General features: G+C 70.7%; 24 protein-coding genes and 1 pseudogene. 24 read left to right on the plus strand and 1 reads right to left on the minus strand.

All coding sequences use genetic code 11. From position 1 onward, the window contains the following. Positions 1–40 precede the first annotated feature (40 nt). The 18 genes and pseudogenes from proS to IE252_RS21575 all read left to right on the plus strand — a co-directional run bounded on the left by proS (position 41) and on the right by IE252_RS21575 (position 15,415). A complete protein-coding gene (gene proS, locus IE252_RS21495; protein ID WP_190091056.1) occupies positions 41–1,453 on the plus strand; it encodes a proline--tRNA ligase in 1,413 nt (470 codons plus the stop codon). Between the two features lie 260 nt (positions 1,454–1,713). Further along, complete coding sequence (locus IE252_RS21500) at positions 1,714–2,307, plus strand: hypothetical protein (protein ID WP_101390352.1); 594 nt, start codon at positions 1,714–1,716, stop codon at positions 2,305–2,307. Between the two features lie 255 nt (positions 2,308–2,562). After that, entirely contained in the window at positions 2,563–3,003 is a 441-nt protein-coding gene (gene rpsP, locus IE252_RS21505; RefSeq protein ID WP_067164757.1) for a 30S ribosomal protein S16, read from the plus strand. A gap of 2 nt (positions 3,004–3,005) precedes the next feature. Then, positions 3,006–3,245, plus strand: a complete 240-nt coding sequence (locus tag IE252_RS21510; RefSeq protein ID WP_033266910.1) for an RNA-binding protein — start codon at positions 3,006–3,008, stop codon at positions 3,243–3,245. Positions 3,246–3,358: 113 nt separating this feature from the next. Then, positions 3,359–3,919: a ribosome maturation factor RimM gene (gene rimM, locus IE252_RS21515; protein WP_190091057.1), complete on the plus strand. Its 561-nt coding sequence runs from the start codon at positions 3,359–3,361 to the stop codon at positions 3,917–3,919. Next, positions 3,919–4,740, plus strand: coding sequence for a tRNA (guanosine(37)-N1)-methyltransferase TrmD (gene trmD / locus IE252_RS21520; RefSeq protein ID WP_190091058.1), 822 nt, complete (start codon positions 3,919–3,921; stop codon positions 4,738–4,740). The genes rimM and trmD overlap by 1 nt, the downstream gene beginning before the upstream one ends. Before the next feature lie 164 nt (positions 4,741–4,904). Then, a complete protein-coding gene (rplS, locus tag IE252_RS21525; protein WP_101390355.1) occupies positions 4,905–5,255 on the plus strand; it encodes a 50S ribosomal protein L19 in 351 nt (116 codons plus the stop codon). A 78-nt stretch (positions 5,256–5,333) separates the two neighbouring features. Then, complete coding sequence (gene lepB, locus IE252_RS21530; RefSeq protein ID WP_190091059.1) at positions 5,334–6,107, plus strand: signal peptidase I; 774 nt, start codon at positions 5,334–5,336, stop codon at positions 6,105–6,107. Next, positions 6,100–7,038: pseudogene (lepB, locus tag IE252_RS44300) on the plus strand (signal peptidase I); the annotation flags it as partial. The gene lepB (IE252_RS21530) and the pseudogene lepB (IE252_RS44300), both read left to right, overlap by 8 nt. Positions 7,039–7,387: 349 nt before the next feature. After that, positions 7,388–8,341 carry a signal peptidase I gene (gene lepB / locus IE252_RS43375; RefSeq protein ID WP_229848692.1) on the plus strand — a complete coding sequence of 318 codons (954 nt, stop codon included), beginning with the start codon at positions 7,388–7,390 and terminating at the stop codon, positions 8,339–8,341. Between the two features lie 91 nt (positions 8,342–8,432). Further along, positions 8,433–9,179 carry a signal peptidase I gene (gene lepB, locus IE252_RS21540; RefSeq protein WP_190091061.1) on the plus strand — a complete coding sequence of 249 codons (747 nt, stop codon included), beginning with the start codon at positions 8,433–8,435 and terminating at the stop codon, positions 9,177–9,179. Between the two features lie 76 nt (positions 9,180–9,255). Beyond that, the gene (locus IE252_RS21545) at positions 9,256–9,738 is read left to right on the plus strand and encodes an NUDIX hydrolase (protein ID WP_308434552.1); all 483 of its coding nucleotides are present in this window, start codon (positions 9,256–9,258) and stop codon (positions 9,736–9,738) included. A 55-nt stretch (positions 9,739–9,793) separates the two neighbouring features. Continuing rightward, positions 9,794–10,102 carry a DUF2469 domain-containing protein gene (locus tag IE252_RS21550; protein WP_003965949.1) on the plus strand — a complete coding sequence of 103 codons (309 nt, stop codon included), beginning with the start codon at positions 9,794–9,796 and terminating at the stop codon, positions 10,100–10,102. A gap of 173 nt (positions 10,103–10,275) precedes the next feature. Beyond that, entirely contained in the window at positions 10,276–10,668 is a 393-nt protein-coding gene (locus tag IE252_RS21555; RefSeq protein WP_190091062.1) for a YraN family protein, read from the plus strand. Next, complete coding sequence (locus IE252_RS21560) at positions 10,669–12,285, plus strand: YifB family Mg chelatase-like AAA ATPase (protein WP_190091063.1); 1,617 nt, start codon at positions 10,669–10,671, stop codon at positions 12,283–12,285. It abuts the gene before it with no gap. A 110-nt stretch (positions 12,286–12,395) separates the two neighbouring features. After that, entirely contained in the window at positions 12,396–13,691 is a 1,296-nt protein-coding gene (gene dprA / locus IE252_RS21565) for a DNA-processing protein DprA (protein WP_373298589.1), read from the plus strand. Positions 13,692–13,932: 241 nt separating this feature from the next. Next, the gene (gene whiG / locus IE252_RS21570) at positions 13,933–14,775 is read left to right on the plus strand and encodes an RNA polymerase sigma factor WhiG (RefSeq protein ID WP_101390406.1); all 843 of its coding nucleotides are present in this window, start codon (positions 13,933–13,935) and stop codon (positions 14,773–14,775) included. Between the two features lie 82 nt (positions 14,776–14,857). Then, complete coding sequence (locus IE252_RS21575) at positions 14,858–15,415, plus strand: TetR/AcrR family transcriptional regulator (RefSeq protein ID WP_190091126.1); 558 nt, start codon at positions 14,858–14,860, stop codon at positions 15,413–15,415. A gap of 69 nt (positions 15,416–15,484) precedes the next feature. Here the strand turns inward: IE252_RS21575 and IE252_RS21580 are convergent, their stop codons facing one another. After that, positions 15,485–16,078: a murein hydrolase activator EnvC family protein gene (locus IE252_RS21580; RefSeq protein WP_190091064.1), complete on the minus strand. Its 594-nt coding sequence runs from the start codon at positions 16,076–16,078 to the stop codon at positions 15,485–15,487. A 288-nt stretch (positions 16,079–16,366) separates the two neighbouring features. On the opposite strand from IE252_RS21580, the gene rpsB reads away from it, so the two are divergent. From rpsB to rlmN, 6 genes are all read left to right on the plus strand, one after another. Beyond that, the gene (gene rpsB, locus IE252_RS21585; RefSeq protein ID WP_190091065.1) at positions 16,367–17,269 is read left to right on the plus strand and encodes a 30S ribosomal protein S2; all 903 of its coding nucleotides are present in this window, start codon (positions 16,367–16,369) and stop codon (positions 17,267–17,269) included. Positions 17,270–17,400: 131 nt separating this feature from the next. Then, complete coding sequence (gene tsf, locus IE252_RS21590; protein WP_067164807.1) at positions 17,401–18,237, plus strand: translation elongation factor Ts; 837 nt, start codon at positions 17,401–17,403, stop codon at positions 18,235–18,237. A gap of 159 nt (positions 18,238–18,396) precedes the next feature. Beyond that, a complete protein-coding gene (gene pyrH, locus IE252_RS21595; protein ID WP_067164809.1) occupies positions 18,397–19,176 on the plus strand; it encodes a UMP kinase in 780 nt (259 codons plus the stop codon). A gap of 120 nt (positions 19,177–19,296) precedes the next feature. After that, entirely contained in the window at positions 19,297–19,854 is a 558-nt protein-coding gene (gene frr / locus IE252_RS21600; protein WP_190091066.1) for a ribosome recycling factor, read from the plus strand. Beyond that, positions 19,854–20,972: a phosphatidate cytidylyltransferase gene (locus IE252_RS21605; RefSeq protein ID WP_190091067.1), complete on the plus strand. Its 1,119-nt coding sequence runs from the start codon at positions 19,854–19,856 to the stop codon at positions 20,970–20,972. The genes frr and IE252_RS21605 overlap by 1 nt, the downstream gene beginning before the upstream one ends. 103 nt (positions 20,973–21,075) lie before the next feature. Beyond that, positions 21,076–22,182: a dual-specificity RNA methyltransferase RlmN gene (rlmN, locus tag IE252_RS21610; RefSeq protein ID WP_101390413.1), complete on the plus strand. Its 1,107-nt coding sequence runs from the start codon at positions 21,076–21,078 to the stop codon at positions 22,180–22,182. Positions 22,183–22,341: the final 159 nt, after the last annotated feature.

Here is a 22,341-nt window from a genome sequence, read left to right on the forward strand (position 1 = left end):
GATTCACGTTCGGGGCCGCCGGGCCCGTACCATTCGCGCCATGGCAAAGGCACCCGTTCTCACGCCCCAGGCGGAAGACTTCCCCCGCTGGTACCAGGATCTGATCAACAAGGCCGAGCTCGCGGACAACGGTCCGGTGCGCGGCACCATGGTGATCCGACCGTACGGCTACGGCCTGTGGGAGCGGATGCAGCAGGAGATGGACGCGCGGATCAAGGACGCGGGTGCGCAGAACGCGTACTTCCCGCTGTTCATCCCGCAGTCCTACCTGACCCGCGAGGCCGAGCACGTCGAGGGCTTCGCGCCCGAGCTCGCGGTGGTCACGCACGGCGGCGGCAAGGAGCTCGAAGAGCCCGTCGTGGTGCGCCCCACCTCCGAGACGATCATCAACGACTACTTCTCGAAGTGGGTGCAGAGCTACCGCGACCTGCCCCTGCTCATCAACCAGTGGGCCAACGTGGTCCGTTGGGAGATGCGGCCGCGCGTGTTCCTCCGTACGAGTGAGTTCCTCTGGCAGGAGGGCCACACCGCGCACGCCACCTACGAGGACGCCCGCGACTACGCGGCGCGCATCCACAAGGACGTCTACGCGGACTTCATGATCAACGTCCTGGGCATCGACGTGGTCCTGGGCCGCAAGACGCCCAAGGAGCGGTTCGCCGGCGCCATCAACACCCTCACGCTCGAAGGCATGATGGGCGACGGCAAGGCCCTCCAGATGGGCACCAGCCACGAGCTGGGCACCAACTTCGCCAAGGCCTTCAACACCCAGTACCTGTCCAAGGACGGCAAGCAGGAGCTGGTCTGGCAGACCTCGTGGGGCGTCTCCACCCGCATGGTCGGCGGTCTGATCATGTCGCACGGCGACGACAACGGCCTGCGGGTGCCGCCGCGCCTGGCGCACGTCCAGGTCGTCGTCATGGCGATCAAGGGCGACGAGGCCGTCGCCAAGGTCCGCGAGCTCGGCGACCGCCTGAAGGCGCTGGGCATCCGCGTCCAGGTCGACGACCGGGTGGACACCCCCTTCGGCCGCCGCGCGGTGGACTGGGAGCTCAAGGGCGTGCCCGTACGCGTCGAGATCGGCCCGCGCGACCTGGAGGCCGGCACCGCGATGCTCGCCCGCCGCATCCCCGGCGGCAAGGAGCCCGTCTCCATCGACGCGCTCGGCGAACTGCTGCCGAAGGTCCTCGAAGAGGACCAGGCGCAGCTGCTGCGCGAGTCCCGCGAGCGCCGCGAGACCCGCACCAGCGAGGTCACCACCCTGGAGGAGGCCGCCGAGGCCGCCACCGCCGGCGGCTGGGCGCGCATCCCGTGGGCGACCCTGGGCGCCGAGGGCGAGGCCAAGCTCGCCGAGCAGGCCGTGTCCGTACGGTGTCTGGTCGCCGAGGACGGGTCGGTCCCCGAGGCCGACGACGCCCCCGGTACCGTCGCCATCGTCGCCCGCTCCTACTGAGCGGCCCGCGGCCCGTTCCGGTCGGCCGAAAACGCCTCTTGCGCACCGGCTGATTTCTGGAACCCCGGCGCGTGGACATCATCTACGCGCCGGGGCGTACGCGCCGCTACGTACTACCTTGGTGTGAGCTGTGAGGCTTCTCCGCAGATCAGCGCACCCGCCCTCGTCCGGACGCATCAACGGCAACTGACGGGTACGTGCAAATTATTTGGGATGCCCCGGAATAGGAACACCGGGGCACTCCGGCTCGTTGTCACGACGTGAGCACGACACCACCTGTTCTCGCCGCAGAGCTGGCGCAGGCGTGGGCCGACATTCAGCGGTACCACCCCGAGCTGCCTGACCTTGCCGCGCCCGAGTCCCTGATCGGAGAGTCGTCGTCCGCCTGCGGCGCCGAGCTCTCCTTCGAGCGACTGCTCCACGAGGCAGTCCACGGCATTGCCGCCGCCCGGGGTGTCCGCGACACATCCCGGGCCGGGCGATACCACAACCGCAGATTCCTGGCCATCGCCGAGGAGCTCGGCCTCGACCATCCCGAGGAACCGCACCCCAGCAGCGGCTTCTCCCTGGTCGCGCTGAACCCCGAGGCGAGGCGCCGCTACCGGCCGACGATCGAGCGGCTGCAGCGGGCCCTCAAGGCACACACCGTGGCCACCGCCGCCGACACCAAGCGCTCCTTCAGAGGCCCGGCGGCCCGGCACGGCTCCTCCGGCGGCGGCGTCCGCGTCAAGGCCGTCTGCGACTGCGGCCGCAACGTGCGCGTCGTTCCCTCCGTGCTCGCCCAGGCGCCGATCGTCTGCGGCGGCTGCGGCAAGCCGTTCCGCATCCCCGAGGTCGTGGCCGCGGCGAGCTGATCCCGGACCGGTCGCCGGACGGGGGCGGCGCGGGCCGGGAGGCGGACACAACACGCAGGTGCGCCGCCCGGGGGTGCCCCACGGACCCCCGGCGTGCCCGGCGCCGGCATGTGGCACAATGGCTAGCTGTACTCGACAGCCGCACAGGAACCCTCTCGCCTCCGGCTGACGCGTCCATCGGGCACTCCGAGTACCGCAACCCCACGTGGCATCCCGTTGTGCCCAACCACGTCAAGACCAGGAGACACCACTCCAGTGGCAGTCAAGATCAAGCTCAAGCGCCTCGGCAAGATTCGCCAGCCGCACTACCGCATCGTCGTCGCCGACGCCCGCACCCGTCGTGACGGTCGCGCGATCGAAGAGATCGGTATCTACCACCCGACGTACAACCCGTCGCGCATCGAGGTCGACGCCGAGCGTGCGCAGTACTGGCTCTCGGTCGGCGCCCAGCCCACCGAGGCCGTGCTCGCCATCCTGAAGCTGACCGGTGACTGGCAGGCGCACAAGGGCCTCCCGGCCCCCGCGCCGCTGCTGCAGCCGGAGACGAAGGAGAGCAAGCGCCGCTCCTTCGACGAGTTCGCCAAGGCTCTCGAGGGCGACGACGCCAAGGGTGAGGCCATCACCCCCAAGGCCAAGAAGGCTGACAAGAAGGCGGACGAGGCTGCGGCCGACGCCGCCGAGTCGACCGAGGCCTGAGCATGCTCGAGGAGGCTCTTGAGCACCTCGTGAAGGGCATCGTCGACAACCCCGACGACGTGCAGGTCGCCTCGCGCACCCTGCGCCGGGGGCGCGTGCTGGAGGTCCGGGTCCACCCCGACGACCTCGGCAAGGTGATCGGCCGCAACGGCCGCACCGCCCGCGCCCTGCGTACCGTCGTGGGCGCCATCGGTGGCCGTGGGATCCGCGTCGACCTCGTCGACGTGGACCAGGTCCACTGACAAAGTTGGTCGTTTTACAAGATGCGCCGGCTCGGGCCGGGGAGGGCCATGGTGCCCACCCCGGCCCGCAGTCGTCTCTGAAGCCACAGGCACCGACAGGAAAGTTGAACGACGTGCAGCTGGTAGTCGCGCGGATCGGCCGCGCCCACGGCATCAAGGGCGAGGTCACCGTCGAGGTGCGCACCGACGAGCCGGAGCTGCGGCTCGCCCCCGGCGCCGTACTGGCCACCGACCCGGCCTCCACCGGGCCGCTCACCATCGAGACCGGCCGCGTCCACAGCGGCCGTCTGCTGCTGCGCTTCGAGGGCGTACGCGACCGGACCGCCGCCGAGGCCCTGCGCAACACCCTGCTCATCGCCGACGTGGACCCGGACGAGCGTCCCGAAGAGGACGACGAGTACTACGACCACCAGCTCATCGACCTCGACGTGGTCCTCACCGACGGCACCGAGGTCGGCCGGATCACCGAGATCTCGCACCTGCCGTCCCAGGACCTCTTCATCGTGGAGCGGCCCGACGGCACCGAGGTCATGATCCCGTTCGTCGAGGAGATCGTCACCGAGATCGACCTGGACGAGCAGCGCGCGGTCATCGACCCGCCGCCCGGCCTGATCGACGACCGCGCCGAGATCGCCTCCGCGCGCGACGACGAGACCGACGGGAACGACGACTGATGCGCCTCGACGTCGTAACGATCTTCCCCGAGTACCTGGAGCCCCTGAACGTCTCCCTCGTCGGCAAGGCACGCGCGCGTGGACAGCTCGACGTCCACGTACACGACCTGCGGGAGTGGACCTACGACCGGCACAACACGGTCGACGACACCCCCTACGGCGGCGGCCCCGGCATGGTCATGAAGACCGAGCCCTGGGGCGCCTGCCTCGACGACGCGCTGGCCGACGGGTACGAGGCGGGGGCGCACGGCCCCGTCATGGTCGTGCCCACGCCCAGCGGACGGCCCTTCACCCAGGAACTCGCCGTCGAGCTCTCCGCCAAGCCGTGGCTGATCTTCACGCCCGCGCGCTACGAGGGCATCGACCGCCGCGTCATGGACGAGTACGCCACGCGGATACCGGTGTACGAGGTCTCCATCGGCGACTACGTCCTCGCGGGCGGGGAGGCCGCCGTCCTGGTGATCACCGAGGCGGTGGCCCGGCTGCTGCCCGGCGTCCTCGGCAACGCCGAGTCCCACCGCGACGACTCCTTCGCCCCCGGCGCCATGGCCAACCTCCTCGAAGGGCCCGTCTACACCAAGCCCCCCGAGTGGCGCGGCCGCGGCATCCCGGACGTCCTGCTCAGCGGGCACCACGGCAAGATCGCCCGCTGGCGGCGCGACGAGGCGCTGTGCCGCACCGCCCTGAATCGGCCCGACCTGATCGAGCGCTGCGACCCCGCCGCCTTCGACAAGAAGGACCGCGAGACGCTGTCCATCCTGGGCTGGGCACCGGAGCCCGACGGCCGATTTTGGCGCAGGCCCCAGGACGTGGAAGAATAAGCAGCTGCTGTACGCCCGGCCCACGCCCCTGCCACAGGGGGAAGGGCAAAGCGTTCCCCGCGCACGCGGGAGTCGCCCCACGGCGGTCCGGTGCGAACGGCAACCTGAACCCCATCACGACATTCCGCTGATGACCTGTGGCATCGGCAAGGAAGCAGAAGAACATGGCCAGCCTGCTCGACTCCGTCAACGCCGCGGCGCTCCGCACCGACGTCCCGGCCTTCCGCCCGGGTGACACCGTCAACGTCCACGTCCGCGTGATCGAGGGCAACCGCTCCCGTATCCAGCAGTTCAAGGGCGTTGTCATCCGCCGCCAGGGCGCCGGCGTCTCCGAGACCTTCACGGTCCGCAAGGTCTCCTTCTCCGTCGGCGTCGAGCGCACCTTCCCGGTGAACTCCCCGATCTTCGAGAAGATCGAGCTCGTCACCCGCGGTGACGTCCGCCGCGCGAAGCTGTACTACCTGCGCGAGCTCCGCGGCAAGGCCGCGAAGATCAAGGAGAAGCGCGACAACTGAGCTCCGGCTCGGCGGTGGGCTGCGGCCCACCACACTCGCGTACGGGTCCACAGGCCGGGCGGATAGGCTCTGCCCCCGATGGACACCGAAGCACAGCACACGGAGCGCGACCTCCCCTCCACCCCTCAGCCGGGGCCGGAGCGGGGGTCGCGCTCCGCGCGTTTTCCCGCCCTCGCCGCCCTCCTGGAAGGGCCCTGGCGCAAGGCCGCGGCCCTGTTCGCGGTGTGCCTGGTCTTCCTGCTGCTGCTCAGCCACTTCGTCCTGCAGCCCTTCCTGATTCCCAGCGGCTCCATGGAGCCCACCCTGAAGGTGGGTGACCGGGTCCTGGTCAACAAGCTGGCGTACCGTTTCGGCAGCCATCCGGCCCGCGGTGACGTCGTCGTCTTCGACGGCCGGGGCTCGTTCACGGACGAGGCGCCCGAGGGGAACCCGGTGGGCAGGGCCGTTCGTTCGGCCGTTGCGGCCCTGGGGCTCACGGAGCCCGCCGGGAACGTGTACGTGAAGCGGGTCGTCGGCGTCGGCGGCGACCGGATCGTGTGCTGCGACAAGGGCGGGAGGGTGCGGGTGAACGGGACACCGGTGACCGAGGAGTACGTACACCGGGGCGACGCCCCCTCCCAGGTGCCGTTCGACATCGTGGTGCCCGACGGCACCCTCTTCGTCCTCGGCGACCACCGCTCGCGCTCCAGCGACTCCCGCGACCACCTCGGCTCCCCGGGCGGCGGCATGGTGCCGGTGGACCACGTGGTGGGCCGCGTCGACTGGATCGGCTGGCCGTTCGGCCGCTGGTCGGGGATCGGCGGCTCCGGCGCCTTCGCGCGCGTGCCCGCACCGGGCGGCGCCCATGGGTAACCGCGGGCGCCCGCGCTCGGCGCCCCGCCCCGCCGACGAACCCCTGCCCACCGGCACCCGGCCGACGTCGCGTGCGGGGGCGCGGGGAGCGGGGGCGAGAGGGGCTGGGCGGCGGGCCCCGCAGCCGGAGGCCTTCGGGACCGCCTCCGAGGACTTCGCGACCGCCCCCGATGACTTCGTGACGGTCGAGGCGCCCGCTGTCGATCCGACCGGGCCCGATCCTTCCGGGCCTGACCTTTCCGCGCCTGATCTTTCCGCACCTCCCGGCCCCGCTACGGAGGCGGCCGCCGCCCCCGAGCGCCCGCCCGGCCGTCGGGCCCAGCAGGGCCGGGCCGACCGGCGCAGGCTCGCCCGCAAGGTGAAGCGGCGCCGGCGCAGGTCCGCAGTGAAGGAGATACCCCTGCTCGTCGGGGTGGCGGTGCTCATCGCCCTCGTACTGAAGACGTTCCTCGTCCAGGCCTTCGTGATCCCGTCCGGCTCGATGCAGGAGACGATCACCATCGGCGACCGGGTGCTCGTCGACAAGCTCACGCCCTGGTTCGGCTCCAAGCCGCAGCGCGGCGACGTGGTGGTCTTCAAGGACCCCGGCGGCTGGCTCAAGGACGAGAAGAAGACCAGCGGCGGCAGCGACCCGGTGGTCGTCAAGCAGGTCAAACAGGGACTCACCTTCATCGGGCTGCTGCCCTCCGACAACGAGCAGGACCTCATCAAGCGGGTCATCGCGGTCGGCGGCGACACCGTGAAGTGCTGCGACGGGGGCGGCAAGGTCACCGTCAACGGCATGCCCCTGGACGAGCCCTATGTGCACCCCGGCAACCCGCCCTCGGAGATCGAGTTCGAGGTGAAGGTGCCCGAGGGGCGGCTGTTCATGATGGGCGACCACCGCTCGAATTCGGCCGATTCCCGTTTCCACCTCGACGAGGCCCACCACGGGACCGTCTCCGAGGACGGGGTCATCGGGCGGGCCGTCGTCATCGGCTGGCCCTTCGACCGCTGGAAGTGGCTGGAGGAGCCCGGGACGTTCGGCTCGGTGCCGGACGCGCCCGGCAGGTCGGACACCGCGCTCGGTGCGTCGCATAGGGTGTCCTCCCGGGATCCGGCAGCGGATCCCGACAGATCACGTGAAGTAGCGGTAAATAAATCGATATCGGATGACCCGAAATCGAACGAGACGATCCGGCTCCCGAGCCCTGCGGAACTCCCGCTCGTTATGGGAGTGGTGGGCCTGCGCCTGGCACGGCGCGGGCGGTGGCACGGACTGAGGAGTGGATGTGGGGGATTTGGCGGTCGGCGCACGATCCGGACACGACGAGCCCGAGGAGCGGCCGGACGGGCCCGCCGACCCGCCTGCCCAGGCTCAGGCCGACAGCGGTGGTGGCGGCACCGCCGACGGCGGCCCGGGGGGTGACGGCGAGCCGGGCGGCTCGGGCAGCAGTCCCAGGAAGCAGCGCTCCTTCTGGAAGGAGCTGCCGCTGCTCATCGGCATCGCGCTGATCCTCGCGCTGCTGATCAAGACGTTCCTGGTGCAGGCGTTCTCGATCCCCTCGGACTCGATGCAGGACACCCTCCAGCGCGGTGACCGGGTCCTGGTGGACAAGCTGACGCCGTGGTTCGGCTCCACGCCCGAGCGCGGCGAGGTCGTCGTCTTCCACGACCCGGGCGGCTGGCTGGAGGACCAGAAGCCGGCCGAGCCCAACGCGGTGCAGAAGTTCCTCAGCTTCATCGGCCTGATGCCGTCCGCCGAGGAGAAGGACCTGATCAAGCGGGTCATCGCGACCGGCGGCGACACCGTGGAGTGCAAGAAGGGCGGCCCGGTCAAGGTCAACGGCAAGGCCCTGAACGAGCCGTACATCTACCCCGGCGACAGCGCCTGCGACGACATGCCGTTCGGCCCGATCAAGGTCCCCAAGGGCCGGATCTGGGTGATGGGCGACCACCGCCAGAACTCGCTGGACTCCCGCTACCACCAGGAGCTGCCGGGCGGCGGCACCGTCTCCAACGACGAGGTCGTGGGCCGCGCGTTCACCATCGCCTGGCCGCTCAACCGCATCGACTGGCTCGGCATCCCGGGCACCTTCGACCAGAAGGGCCTCAACGGCATGGGCGCGGACGGCACGGCGGCCCCGGTGGCCGCGGGGCTCGCGGGCGCGGTGCCGATCGTGCTGTGGCGGCGCCGCCGGCTCACCCGGCCGAGTGACGCGGTCGAGGGCACCGACCTCACCCGGGAGGGCTGACCGCGCGGGATACCGCCGGGTAGGGTGCCGTCCCAGATCGTCGATCTCCGGGACCCGCGAGGACGCGGGTGACCGGGGGAGGAGCACTGGGATGAGCGGAACAGGACGTACGGACGACGGCCGCGGCCGCGGTCTCGGCAATCTGCTGTCGGGGCTGGCCGTGGCCGTCGGCTGTGTGCTCTTCCTCGGCGGGTTCGCCTGGGGCGCCGTCGAGTACAAGCCGTACACGGTGCCGACCCAGTCCATGAACCCGACGGTCAAGGCGGGCGACCGGGTCCTCGCCCAGCGCATCGACGGCGCCGACGTCAAGCGCGGCGACGTGGTGATCTTCAAGGACAAGGTCTGGGGCAACGTCCCCATGGTCAAGCGCGTCGTCGGCATAGGCGGCGACACCGTCAAGTGCTGCGATCAGGGCGGCAAGCTGACCGTCAACGGCCAGGCGATCGACGAACCGTATCTGCACAACACGGCCGCCTCCACGACCAAGTTCAGCGCCACCGTCCCCAAGGACCAGCTCTTCCTCCTCGGCGACGAGCGAGACGTCTCGCTGGACTCCCGGGTGCACCTGGAGGACGCGGCGAACGGCTCGGTGCCGCGCTCGGCCGTCAGCGCGCGCGTGGACGCGGTGGCGTGGCCGCTGGACGGCATGCTGAAGCGCCCGACGGGCTTCAAGGTACTTCCGGGCGGCATCTCTCAGCCGGGGCCCCTGATGCTGATGGTGGGCGCGGTGGTCGCCGGAGCCGTACTGATCGTGCTGGGCGCGGCGTACGGACCGCTGGCGCGGCGCCTGGGGCGGCGGCGCGGGGCGGTGCGGGAGGTGCCGGTTGCAGGGCAGTGAGGGCGCTGGGCCTGGACCTGGGGCTGGCGGGATCGGTGCGTCCGGCGGGGCCGGTGGGCCGCTCGGCGACGAAGCGGTGGGGTTTCGCAAGGTCGCCCGGGTCGTGCTGCTCGATCCGCAGGACCGCATTCTGCTGATGCACGGATACGAACCGGACAATCCCGACGACACCTGGTGGTTCACCCCGGGCGGCGGCGTGGAGGGCGACGAGACCCGGGCCGAGGCGGCCCTGCGCGAGCTCGCCGAGGAGACCGGGATCACGGACGTGCAGCTGGGGCCCGTGCTGTGGCGCCGGATGTGCTCGTTCCCCTTCGACGGCCGCCGCTGGGACCAGGACGAGTGGTACTTCCTGGCCCGAACCACCCAGACCGAGGCCGCGCCGACCGACCTCACCGAGCTGGAACTACGCAGTACCGCGGGGCTGAGGTGGTGGACCTCCGCCGAACTGTCGGCGGCCCGTGAGACGGTGTACCCGACCAGACTCGCCGAGCTGCTGCGCACGCTGCTCGACGAGGGTCCTCCGCGTGCGCCGGTGGTCCTGGCTCCGGAAATCGTCTAGAGGCCCGGGGGGCTGACGCACAATAGGGGGACGCACGGCTGAAGGGGAACATGCCATGAGCGCCGAGGACCTCGAAAAGTACGAGACCGAGATGGAGCTGAAGCTCTACCGGGAGTACCGCGACGTCGTCGGTCTGTTCAAATACGTGATCGAGACCGAGCGGCGTTTCTACCTCACCAACGACTACGAGATGCAGGTGCACTCGGTCCAGGGCGAGGTGTTCTTCGAGGTGTCGATGGCGGACGCCTGGGTCTGGGACATGTACAGGCCGGCTCGCTTCGTCAAGCAGGTCCGCGTTCTCACGTTCAAGGACGTGAATATCGAGGAGCTCAACAAGAGCGATCTGGAGCTTCCGGGGGGCTGATCCGCGGCGTTCGCGGCGTGGGAGAGGTCCGCCGGGTCGGGTCGATTCGGGTCCATGGCATCGGCGTCCACCGATTTCGCCGCGTCCACAGCGCGCACGTCCACCGTGTGGGTGACGGAGTTGTCCACAACGGCCCGACTGTCCACCAAGATCCACTTGTTGGCGGCGGATGCGTGACAGTCGGTGCCGGAGGTGGTGCCGAAATGAGCGCACGAGGAGCACTCGGGCAGTACGGCGAAGACGTGGCGGCGAGGCTGCTGGCCGACGCCGGAATGACAGTGGTCGCCCGCAACTGGCGCGGCGGCAGGACCGGAGAGATCGACATCGTCGCCCGCGACGGCGACGTCCTGGTGGTCTGCGAGGTCAAGACCCGCAGAGCGGGCCCGTTCGAACACCCCATGGCGGCCGTCACCCCCGCCAAGGCCGAGCGGCTCAGACACCTCGCCGAGCGCTGGCTCGCCGACCACGGAGGACCGCCGGGCGGCGGCGTCCGCATCGACCTCGTCGGCGTCGTCCTGCCCCAGCGCGGCGCACCCCGCGCCGAGCACGTGCGAGGGGTGGCGTAAATGGGATTCGCCCGCACCTGCTCAGTGGCGCTCGTCGGCGTCGAGGGCGTCGTCGTGGAAGTCCAGGCCGACCTCGAACCGGGCGTCGCCGCCTTCACCCTCGTCGGCCTGCCCGACAAGAGCCTCAGCGAAAGCCGCGACCGCGTCAGAGCCGCCGTCGTCAACTCCGGCGGCGACTGGCCCCAGAAGAAACTCACCGTCGGCCTCAGCCCCGCCTCCGTCCCCAAGAGCGGCAGCGGTTTTGATCTCGCCGTTGCCTGTGCGGTCCTCGGCGCCGCCGAACGCATCGACCCCAGAGAGCTCGCCGACCTGGTGATGATCGGCGAACTCGGACTCGACGGCCGGGTGCGCCCCGTGCGAGGCATCCTGCCCGCAGTCCTCGCCGCCGCCGAGGCCGGATACGAACAGGTCGTCGTCCCCGAACAGACCGCCGCCGAAGCGTCCCTGGTCCCCGGCATCTCCGTCCTGGGCGTACGGAGCCTGCGCCAGCTCATCGCCGTCCTCACCGACGAACCCGTCCCCGAGGAAGAGCCCGACCAGGAGGGCAGGCCCGACGCCATGCTCGCCGGACTGGCCGTCCCCGGCGCCGGAGTCTGCACCGGCCTCTCCATCGACGCCGACACCAGCCCGCCCGACCTCGCCGACGTCGCGGGCCAGCGCACCGCCCGCACCGCCCTGGAAGTCGCCGCGGCCGGCGGCCACCACCTGATGCTGTACGGACCGCCCGGCGCGGGCAAGACGATGCTGGCCGAACGGCTCCCCGGCATCCTGCCGCCCCTCACCCGCCAGGAATCCCTCGAAGTCACCGCGATCCACTCGGTCGCCGGAATCCTGCCCCCGGGCAAACCCCTCGTCCACAAAGCCCCCTACTGCGCACCCCACCACTCGGCGACCATGCAGTCCCTCGTCGGCGGAGGCAACGGCCTGCCACGGCCGGGAGCCGTCTCACTCGCCCACCGAGGTGTCCTCTTCCTGGACGAGGCCCCCGAGTTCACCGGCAAGGCCCTCGACTCCCTGCGCCAGCCCCTGGAGGCCGGACACGTAGTCGTCGCCCGCAGCGCGGGCGTCGTCCGCCTCCCGGCCCGCTTCCTCATGGTCCTCGCCGCCAACCCATGCCCCTGCGGCCGCCACACCCTGCACGGCGCGGGCTGCGAATGCCCCCCGTCCGTCATCCGCCGCTACCAGGCCCGGCTCTCCGGACCGCTCCTCGACCGCGTCGACCTGCGCGTGGAGGCCGAGCCCGTCCGGCGCGAGGACCTGCTCGCCCAAGGTGGACGCGGCGAATCCACGGCACAGGTCGCCGACCGCGTCCTGGCCGCCCGGGAACGGGCCGCCGCCCGCCTCCAGGGCACACCCTGGACCACCAACAGCGAAGTCCCCGGACACGAGCTGCGCACCCGCTGGGTCACGGCCCCCGGAGCCCTCGCCGCGGCGGAACGGGACATGGAACGCGGCCTGCTCACCGCCAGAGGCCTCGACCGCGTCCTACGCGTCGCCTGGACCCTCGCCGACCTCTGCGGCGACGACCGCCCGGACGACACCCACATCGGCCTCGCCCTGGAACTGAGAACGGGCATTTCCAGGGGGGCGCCGCTGCCGGTGGGGGGTGCGGGGTGAGCGGGGCGGGGGCCGGTTCTGGGGCTGGCTTCGGGTCCGGGTCCGTTTCCGGGCCGGAGGGGCCGGTGCTCGGCGGGTCTGTGGGGTCCAACGGCCCGGCCACCGGATCGGTGGGGTCGGTCGGTTGGACTGCCGAGCCGGTGGAGTCCACCGGCTCGGCCGGGGAGAGCCCGGCCGGTGCCGATGCCGGTGCTGGTTCCGGTGTCGACGCGGCCGAGGGCGTACCGGCGACCAGCGGCGGTCCGGGGGAGCGCGAGCGGCTGGCGCGGGCCGCGCTGACCAGGGTCATCGAGCCGGGGGACGAACGGGCGGGCAGGTGGCTGCGTACGTACGGGGCGGTGGAGCTGATGCGGCGGCTCACCTCGCCCGAGGACGCCGAGGACACCGACGACCCACTCACGGGTGTGAGCGCCGCGCGGCTCGCCGGGTACCGCAGACGCGCGGCGGGCGCCGACCCCGAGCACGACCTGGCCACCCTGGTCGCGCTCGGAGGGAGGTTCATCTGCCCCGGAGACCGTGAATGGCCGGGTCAGCTGGACGACCTCGGTGACGCCCGCCCCGTCGGGCTCTGGCTGCGGGGCCCGGCCGACCTGCGGTTATGGGCACTGAGATCCGTCGCCGTGGTCGGCGCCCGAGCCTGTACGCCCTACGGCGCCCACATGGGCGCCACCCTCGGCGCCGGGCTCGCCGAAAAGGGCTGGGTGGTCGTCTCCGGCGCCGCCGCGGGCGTGGACGGCGCCGCCCATCGCGGCGCCCTCGCGGCAGGCGGCGCCACCATCGCCGTCCTCGCCAGCGGAGTCGACGTCGTCTACCCACGCGCCCACGCCGAGTTGATCAGCCGCATCGCCCAACAAGGCGTACTCGTAGCGGAGTTGCCGCCAGGAGATCATCCAACCCCCAGCCGGTTCGTCCAGCGCAACCGCGTGATCGCCGCCCTCACCCGCGGCACCGTCGTGGTCGAGGCCGAATACCGCAGCGGCTCCCTCGTCACCGCGCGCAACGCCCAACGGCTCGGCCGCCACACCATAGGCGTACCGGGCCCCGCCACCAGCGGACTCTCCGCCGGAGTCCACGAACTGCTGCGCGGCGAAGCCGCCCTGGTCACCGACGCCGCCGAAATCGTCGAACTCGTGGGGGAGATGGGCGACCTCGCCCCGCCACGCCGGGGCCCCGTCCTGCCCAGGGACCTCCTCGCCCCCGCCACCGCACGCGTACTCGACGCCCTGCCCGGCCACGGCGAAGCCACCGTCGGGGACATCGCCCGCGAGGCCGCGACCACGCCCGAGGAAGCCCTCGGCAGGCTGTACGAACTGCACTCCCTGGGGTTCGTCGAACGGGAAGGGGACGGCTGGCGGTTGACGTCAAGCCCGCTCCGTACGCCGAGCACGCGGCGAGGCGGTGCTTGACCTGGAGCATTCGGGTGAAAAGGTAAGGCCGATGACCACCGAGGGCCGCACGCCAGCGCTTTCGGGGCCGACGCACCCCGCGACGGCCCCCACCCCCGCGCGTGACGGGCCGCCCCCGCCGGGCAAGCCCGATCCCCTCACGTTTGCGCACCGCAACAGCCCGGTCACGCTACGCTCACGAGAACCCCGCAGCAGAGACAGCTCCCCGCTCACGTCACAGCAGAACGGCTCAAGGCAACGCATGCCCCAGCACACCTCCGGGTCTGATCGCACGGCAGCTCCCCCTGCTGCCCGCGCCGGCGGCACCGTGCGACCACCGGCGCCCTCGTCCGTCGACGAACTGTGGCGCTCGTACAAGAGCAGCGGCGACGAGCGCCTGCGCGAACAGCTGATCCTGCACTACTCGCCGCTGGTCAAGTACGTCGCGGGCCGAGTCAGCGTCGGGCTGCCGCCCAACGTCGAACAGGCCGACTTCGTCTCCTCCGGAGTCTTCGGACTCATCGACGCCATCGAGAAGTTCGACATCGAACGGGCCATCAAGTTCGAGACGTACGCCATCACGCGCATCCGGGGCGCGATGATCGACGAACTCCGCGCACTCGACTGGATCCCGCGCTCCGTACGGCAGAAGGCCCGCGCCGTCGAACGCGCCTACGCGACCCTCGAAGCGCAACTGCGCCGCACCCCCTCGGAGAACGAAGTCGCGACCGAGATGGGCATCGCCGTCGAGGAACTGCACGCCGTATTCAGCCAGTTGTCGCTCGCCAACGTGGTCGCGCTCGAAGAGCTGCTGCACGTCGGCGGCGAGGGTGGCGACCGGCTCAGCCTCATGGACACCCTGGAGGACACCGCCGCCGACGACCCCGTCGAGGTCGCCGAGGGCCGCGAGCTGCGCCGACTGCTCGCCCGCGCCATCAACACGCTGCCGGAGCGCGAGAAGACGGTCGTCACCCTCTACTACTACGAAGGCCTCACCCTCGCCGAGATCGGCAACGTCCTCGGCGTCACCGAGAGCCGCGTCAGCCAGATCCACACGAAGTCCGTCCTCCAGCTGCGGGCCAAGCTGGCCGACGTGGGCCGCTGAGCGCCACCACGGCACATCGCCCCTCCGCGGATCCCCGCCCCAGCCTTAGAGTGGAGCGGTGCCAAGGATTCGAGCGGCCTCAGTGGCCGAGCACCGCGCCATGCAGCGCGCCGCCCTGCTGGACGCCGCACGCTCCCTGCTGTCCCAGGGTGGCACCGACGCCCTGACCTTCCCCGCCCTGGCCGAGCGCACCGGGCTGGCCCGCTCCTCCGTGTACGAGTACTTCCGCTCCCGGGCAGCCGTCGTCGAAGAGCTCTGCTCCGTCGACTTCCCACGGTGGGCGGCCGACATCGAAGCCGCCATGCAGCAGGCCGGCAGCCCCGAGGAGAAGGTCGAGGCGTACGTACGCCGCCAGCTGGAGCTCGTCGGCGACCAGCGCCACCGCGCCGTCGTCGCCATCTCCGCCAGCGAGCTCGACGCCGGCGCCCGCGAGAAGATCCGCGCGGCCCACGGCGGCCTCATCGCCATGATCGTCGAAGCCCTCGGCGACCTGGGCCACACCCAGCCCCGCCTGGCCGCGATGCTCGTCCAGGGCGTGGTCGACGCGGCAGTCCGCCGCATCGAACTCGGCGCGGCGGAAGACCCGACGGAAATCGCGGACGCGGCGGTGGGCATGGCCCTACGGGGCGTGGTGGGCTGAGGCCTGGGGGCCGAAAACAGGACGTCACCCCCGCCCCTCCCCCCGCCCCCACCCCTCCCTCCGCCCCCCTCACACCCCCCAAACCGGCAGCAGCCGCGCATGCCCCCCACGCACCAGCGCCAGCGGGTTCAGATACACGTCACCCCGCTTCAGCCCCCAGTGCAGGCAGCTCTTCGCGCAGTGGGGCGGCGACGGCTGGTCCGCGTCCGGTTCCACTGCCGCCTCCACCACCGCCACCGGCTGCCCCGCCGACACCCGCTTGCCCTCCCCGACGAGCGCCCGCACCGGTTCGTAAGTCGTCCGCAAGGGCGGGCTTCCGGGCCCGTCCAGGGTGATCGTCAGCACGCCCCTCCCCCCGACGGGGCCGGCGAAGGTCACCCGGCCCGCCGCGGCCGCCCGGATCTCCGTGCCCGGTGGGGCCGCGAGGTCGATGCCGCGGTGGCCGGGGCCGTACGGCGTGGCGGGCGGGTCCCAGCCCCGTACGACCACGGGCGTCCCGGGCACCGGCCACACCCGCCCGGCCCGGGCGGTCACCCCACCCGCGTCCGCAACAGCAGCCACCACCTCGCCACCCACCGGCGCGCGCAGCAAAGAACCGGCAGGCGCCCCGGTCAACGACCCCAGCGCCCCCGTCACGACCAGGCAGATCAGTGTGCGGTGCATGCCGGAGATGATCCCGGGGTGCGGGGATTCGCGGGGATCATGGGCCGGGGCTGTGGACAACCAGGCCGTTGTGGACAGTGGCGTCACCCGGCACGGTGAGGGTCCCGTACACTTCTTGTGGCGATCCGGGTCACCGGGTCGACTTCGCACGCCCCGCCGGTGGTCCAGACCAGCGGCCGCGCCTCTCGGTCCTTCACCTGTCAACGGTGCGGGGCACGGCGCATCGGGGCGTCAGGCGCGGCAGCCGCCCGGCGGCCGCGATAACCGAGTACCTCAAGGAGTACGGCCATGGCCGTCGTCACGATGCGGGAGCTGCTGGAGAGCGGCGTCCACTTCGGTCACCAGACCCGTCGCTGGAACCCGAAGATGAAGCGCTTCATCTTCACCGAGCGCAACGGCATCTACATCATCGACCTGCTCCAGTCGCTGTCGTACATCGACCGCGCCTACGAGTTCGTCAAGGAGACCGTCGCGCACGGCGGCTCCATCATGTTCGTCGGTACGAAGAAGCAGGCTCAGGAAGCCATCGCGGAGCAGGCGACTCGCGTGGGCATGCCCTACGTGAACCAGCGCTGGCTCGGCGGCATGCTGACCAACTTCTCCACCGTCTACAAGCGTCTGCAGCGCCTCAAGGAGCTCGAGCAGATCGACTTCGAGGACGTCGCGGCCTCGGGTCTCACCAAGAAGGAGCTCCTGGTCCTCTCGCGCGAGAAGGCCAAGCTGGAGAAGACCCTCGGTGGTATCCGCGAGATGTCGAAGGTTCCCAGCGCCGTCTGGATCGTCGACACCAAGAAGGAGCACATCGCCGTCGGTGAGGCGCGCAAGCTCCACATCCCGGTCGTCGCGATCCTCGACACGAACTGCGACCCCGACGAGGTCGACTACAAGATCCCGGGCAACGACGACGCGATCCGCTCCGTCACCCTGCTCACCCGCGTGATCGCCGACGCCGTCGCCGAGGGCCTCATCGCCCGTTCCGGCGTCGCCACCGGTGACTCGAAGCCGGGCGAGAAGGCCGCCGGCGAGCCGCTCGCCGAGTGGGAGCGCGACCTGCTCGAGGGCGACAAGAAGGCCGACGAGACCGAGGCCCCCGCGGCTGAGGCTCCGGCCGCCGAGGCCGAGAAGCCGGCCGAGGCCGCTGCGGAGGCTCCGGCCGCCGAGGCGCCGGCCGCGGACGCCGAGCAGGCCTGACCTTCACGGTCTTCGCTTCGGTGGTGACGGCGGGGGCACACGCTGTGCCCCCGCCGTCACCCCATAGCCCCGTAGATCTTCCGTAGATCTTTCAGACTTCGAGTCAGACTTCGAGAGAGAAACACAGACTCATGGCGAACTACACCGCCGCTGACGTCAAGAAGCTCCGCGAGCTCACCGGCGCCGGCATGATGGACTGCAAGAAGGCGCTGGACGAGGCCGACGGCAACGTCGACAAGGCCGTCGAGGCGCTGCGCATCAAGGGCCAGAAGGGCGTCGCCAAGCGCGAGGGCCGTTCCGCCGAGAACGGTGCGGTCGTCTCCCTCCTCGCCGAGGACAACACCTCCGGTGTCCTCCTCGAGCTGAAGTGCGAGACGGACTTCGTCGCCAAGGGCGACAAGTTCCAGGCCACCGCCGCCGCGCTCGCCGCGCACGTCGCCGCGACCTCCCCGGCCGACCTGGAGGCGCTGCTCGCCTCCGAGATCGAGGCCGGCAAGACGGTCCAGGCGTACGTCGACGAGGCCAACGCCAACCTGGGCGAGAAGATCGTCCTCGACCGCTTCGCGCAGTACGCCGACGGCTTCGTCTTCGCGTACATGCACCGCACCATGCCCGACCTGCCGCCGCAGATCGGTGTCCTGGTCGAGCTGGACAAGGCCGACGCCGATGTCGCCAAGGGCATCGCCCAGCACATCGCCGCGTTCGCGCCGAAGTGGCTGTCCCGCGAGGACGTCCCGGCCGAGGTCGTCGAGACCGAGCGCCGCGTCGCCGAGGAGACCACGCGCGCCGAGGGCAAGCCCGAGGCCGCGCTGCCGAAGATCGTCGAGGGTCGCGTCAACGGCTTCTTCAAGGACGCCACGCTCCTTGGCCAGCCGTACGCGCTCGACAACAAGAAGTCCGTCCAGAAGGTTCTGGACGAGGCCGGTGTCACCCTGAAGCGCTTCACGCGCATCAAGGTCGGCATCTGAGTCCGTTCAGCGATCGACGGAAGACCCCGCTAGGGTCTGAGGCAGTCGTCGGCCGCGCTCGCGACGGACGACCGCAGATCTGACGAGGAGGCCATTGCCGCTCAGGGACACAGCACCCACCGGCAATGGCCTTCTTCGTATGTGTACGAGGAGATCCCCATGAATCAGGGCGCGGACGCCGCCACCCAGGCTGACCACAAGCGCGACGACGGCAAGGTGACCGGACGCTTCATGCTGAAGCTCTCCGGTGAGGCGTTCGCCGGCGGAGGGGGTCTCGGCGTGGACCCCGACGTCGTGCACGCCATCGCCCGCGAGATCGCCAATGTCGTACGGGACGGCGCGCAGATCGCCGTCGTCATCGGCGGCGGCAACTTCTTCCGCGGAGCCGAGCTCCAGCAGCGCGGCATGGACCGGGCCCGCTCCGACTACATGGGCATGCTCGGCACGGTCATGAACTGCCTCGCCCTCCAGGACTTCCTGGAGAAGGAGGGCATCGACTCCCGGGTCCAGACCGCCATCACGATGGGCCAGGTCGCCGAGCCGTACATCCCGCTGCGCGCGGTGCGCCACCTGGAGAAGGGACGCGTCGTCATCTTCGGCGCGGGCATGGGCATGCCGTACTTCTCCACCGACACCACGGCCGCCCAGCGCGCTCTGGAGATCGACGCCGAGGCCATGCTGATGGGCAAGAACGGGGTGGACGGGGTCTACGACTCCGACCCCCGCGTCAACCCGGACGCCGTGAAGTTCGACGCGCTGGAGTACGGCGAGGTCATCACCCGCGACCTGAAGGTGGCGGACATGACGGCCATCACCCTCTGCCGCGACAACAACCTCCCCATCCTCGTCTTCGAACTCCTCGCCGAGGGCAATATCGCGCGTGCGGTCAAGGGTGAGAAGATCGGCACGCTCGTGAGCGACCAGGGCACCCGGGCCTGACCGGGGGATGGACAATCCCCTGACGGTCGGACACCGTGCAGGGAAAGACGCGGGTTACGCAGGGCCGTTGGGCACCCCACGGAGCACTCCCGGCCCACTCAAGACATGCAGGAGCAAGTGGTGATCGAAGAAATCCTCCTCGAAGCCGAGGAGAAGATGGAGAAGGCCGTCGTGGTCGCCAAGGAGGACTTCGCCGCGATTCGCACCGGCCGTGCGCACCCGGCGATGTTCAACAAGATCGTGGCCGACTACTACGGTGCGCTGACGCCGATCAACCAGCTGGCCTCGTTCTCGGTGCCCGAGCCGCGCATGGCCGTGGTGACCCCGTTCGACAAGAGCGCGCTGCGCAACATCGAGCAGGCGATCCGCGACTCGGACCTTGGCGTCAACCCGAGCAATGACGGCTCCATCATCCGGGTGACGTTCCCGGAGCTGACGGAGGAGCGCCGCCGGGACTACATCAAGGTCGCCCGGACCAAGGCCGAGGACTCCAAGGTGTCGATCCGCGCCGTGCGCCGCAAGGCCAAGGACGCCCTCGACAAGCTCGTCAAGGACAAGGAGTCCGGCGAGGACGAGGTCCGCCGTGCGGAGAAGGAGCTCGACGACACCACCGCGAAGTACGTGGCGCAGGTGGACGAGCTGCTCAAGCACAAGGAAGCAGAGCTGCTCGAGGTCTGATGAACGACTCTTCCTGGGGGGCTCCGCCGCGACCCGATCACTGGGGGCCACCCGACCAGGGGCCTTCCCGGGAGGTGCCTTCGGCGGGGGCTGCCTACGATGCGTATGACGCCCCGTCCAAGACGCAGCCGATGCCCGTCGTGACCGATACGGGCACCGGCATCGCAGACCGCGAAGAACGTGACCGGGGGGCCGCTCGGGTGAGCGGTCCCCTGTTCCGCGAAGAGACGCCGCAGGAGCCCATGCCCAGCTCTGTACCACCTTCGACTCCGCAGCAGCCGCAGCGGCCCGCGCAGCCGGAGAAGAAGCGGGCGGGGCGCGACCTGCGGGCCGCGATAGGGGTCGGTGTCGGGCTCGGCGCGGTGATCATGGCGTCGCTGTTCGTCGTGAAGGCCGTCTTCGTCGGAGTGATCGCGGTGGCGGTCGTCGTCGGCCTGTGGGAGCTCACCTCCCGCCTCGACGAGCGCAAGGGCATCAAGGCGCCGCTGGTGCCGCTCGCGGTGGGCGGCGCGGCGATGGTCGTCGCCGGCTACGCGCGCGGTGCCGAAGGCGCCTGGGTCGCGATGGCGCTCACCTCGCTGGCGGTGCTGGTGTGGCGGATGACGGAGAAGCCCGAGGGCTATCTCAAGGACGTCACCGCCGGTGTCTTCGCGGCGTTCTACGTGCCGTTCCTGGCCACGTTCGTCGCGATGATGCTGACCGCCGACGACGGGCCGTGGCGGGTGTTCGTCTTCCTGCTGCTGACCGTGGTCAGCGACACCGGCGCGTACGCCATCGGCTGGCGGTTCGGCAAGACGAAGCTGGCGCCGCGCATCAGCCCCGGCAAGACCCGCGAGGGCCTGGTCGGCGCGGTGACGTTCGCGATGGCGGCGGGCGCGCTGTGCATGCACTTCCTCATCGACGACGGCCAGTGGTGGCAGGGCCTGCTGCTCGGCCTCGCGGTCGCGGCGAGCGCCACGCTCGGCGACCTCGGCGAGTCGATGATCAAGCGGGACCTCGGCATCAAGGACATGGGCACGCTGCTGCCCGGCCACGGCGGCATCATGGACCGCCTGGACTCCCTGCTGCCCACGGCACCCGTGGTGTGGCTGCTCCTGGTCGCCTTCGTCGGCAGCTGACCGGTTGGCCCGTACGGCGCTGACCTGCTGTTTCATCGGTCGGGGGCTCGTTGTCCACAGGACGGCGAGCCCCTTTCCGTATGTCTGAGACACTGGTGGGACCATGCCGAAGCCCGGAGAACTCACTTTCGTCGCCCCCCGCGGAGCCAAGAAGCCGCCGCGGCACCTCGCCGACCTCTCGCCCGCCGAGCGGAAAGAGGCTGTCGCCGCGATCGGCGAGAAGCCGTTCCGCGCCAAGCAGCTCTCGCAGCACTACTTCGCGCGGTACGCGCACGACCCGGCCCAGTGGACCGACATCCCCGCCGCCGCGCGCACCCGCCTCCAGGAGGAGCTGCTGCCGGACCTGATGTCGGTGGTGCGGCACATCTCGTGCGACGACGACACCACCCGCAAGACGCTGTGGCGCCTGCACGACGGGACGCTCGTCGAGTCGGTCCTGATGCGCTACCCCGACCGGGTGACGATGTGCATCTCCTCGCAGGCCGGCTGCGGCATGAACTGCCCGTTCTGCGCGACCGGCCAGGCGGGCCTGGACCGCAACCTGTCGACCGCCGAGATCGTGCACCAGATCGTCGACGGCATGCGCGCCCTGCGCGACGGCGAGGTCCCCGGCGGCCCGGCCCGGCTGTCGAACATCGTCTTCATGGGCATGGGCGAACCGCTCGCCAACTACAAGCGGGTCGTCGGCGCCATCCGCCGCCTCACCGACCCCGAGCCCGACGGCCTGGGCCTGTCCCAGCGTGGCATCACCGTCTCCACCGTGGGCCTCGTCCCGGCCATGCACCGCTTCGCCGACGAGGGCTTCAAGTGCCGCCTCGCCGTGTCGCTGCACGCCCCGGACGACGAACTGCGCGACACCCTCGTCCCGGTCAACACCCGCTGGAAGGTCCGCGAGGTCCTGGACGCGGCGTGGGAGTACGCGGAGAAGTCCGGCCGCCGCATCTCGATCGAGTACGCACTGATCCGCGACATCAACGACCAGGCCTGGCGCGGTGACCTGCTCGGCCGCCTCCTCAAGGGCAAGCGCGTCCACGTCAACCTGATCCCGCTGAACCCGACGCCGGGCTCGAAGTGGACCGCCTCGCGCCCCGAGGACGAGAAGGCGTTCGTCGAGGCCATCGCGGCCCACGGCGTGCCGGTCACCGTCCGGGACACCCGTGGCCAGGAGATCGACGGAGCGTGCGGGCAGCTCGCCGCGTCCGAGAGGTAGTCTGAGCTCGAAATCTGCATATTCCGACAGGGGAGCGCCACAGCGCTGAGAGTGCGACACCGTCAGGTCGCAGACCCTCTGAACCTCGCCCAGGTCATTCTGGGTAGGAAGTTCGGTCACCACTCAAGCTGTTGCGCCCTGCCCGCACGACCCGCCGTC

The sequence above is a fragment of the Streptomyces melanogenes genome (assembly GCF_014649795.1).
GTDB classification, from domain to species: domain Bacteria; phylum Actinomycetota; class Actinomycetes; order Streptomycetales; family Streptomycetaceae; genus Streptomyces; species Streptomyces noboritoensis.

Bases quoted from the DNA above. Each gene is read 5' to 3' on its own strand.
- proS (WP_190091056.1), top strand. From the start codon at position 41: ATGGCAAAGGCACCCGTTCTCACGCCCCAGGCGGAAGACTTCCCCCGC.
- IE252_RS21510 (WP_033266910.1), top strand. From the start codon at position 3,006: ATGCTCGAGGAGGCTCTTGAGCACCTCGTGAAGGGCATCGTCGACAAC.
- trmD (WP_190091058.1), top strand. From the start codon at position 3,919: ATGCGCCTCGACGTCGTAACGATCTTCCCCGAGTACCTGGAGCCCCTG.
- rplS (WP_101390355.1), top strand. From the start codon at position 4,905: ATGGCCAGCCTGCTCGACTCCGTCAACGCCGCGGCGCTCCGCACCGAC.
- lepB (WP_190091059.1), top strand. From the start codon at position 5,334: ATGGACACCGAAGCACAGCACACGGAGCGCGACCTCCCCTCCACCCCT.
- lepB (WP_190091061.1), top strand. From the start codon at position 8,433: ATGAGCGGAACAGGACGTACGGACGACGGCCGCGGCCGCGGTCTCGGC.
- IE252_RS21550 (WP_003965949.1), top strand. From the start codon at position 9,794: ATGAGCGCCGAGGACCTCGAAAAGTACGAGACCGAGATGGAGCTGAAG.
- IE252_RS21560 (WP_190091063.1), top strand. From the start codon at position 10,669: ATGGGATTCGCCCGCACCTGCTCAGTGGCGCTCGTCGGCGTCGAGGGC.
- whiG (WP_101390406.1), top strand. From the start codon at position 13,933: ATGCCCCAGCACACCTCCGGGTCTGATCGCACGGCAGCTCCCCCTGCT.
- IE252_RS21580 (WP_190091064.1), bottom strand. From the start codon at position 16,078: ATGCACCGCACACTGATCTGCCTGGTCGTGACGGGGGCGCTGGGGTCG.
- rpsB (WP_190091065.1), top strand. From the start codon at position 16,367: ATGGCCGTCGTCACGATGCGGGAGCTGCTGGAGAGCGGCGTCCACTTC.
- tsf (WP_067164807.1), top strand. From the start codon at position 17,401: ATGGCGAACTACACCGCCGCTGACGTCAAGAAGCTCCGCGAGCTCACC.
- pyrH (WP_067164809.1), top strand. From the start codon at position 18,397: ATGAATCAGGGCGCGGACGCCGCCACCCAGGCTGACCACAAGCGCGAC.
- IE252_RS21605 (WP_190091067.1), top strand. From the start codon at position 19,854: ATGAACGACTCTTCCTGGGGGGCTCCGCCGCGACCCGATCACTGGGGG.
- rlmN (WP_101390413.1), top strand. From the start codon at position 21,076: ATGCCGAAGCCCGGAGAACTCACTTTCGTCGCCCCCCGCGGAGCCAAG.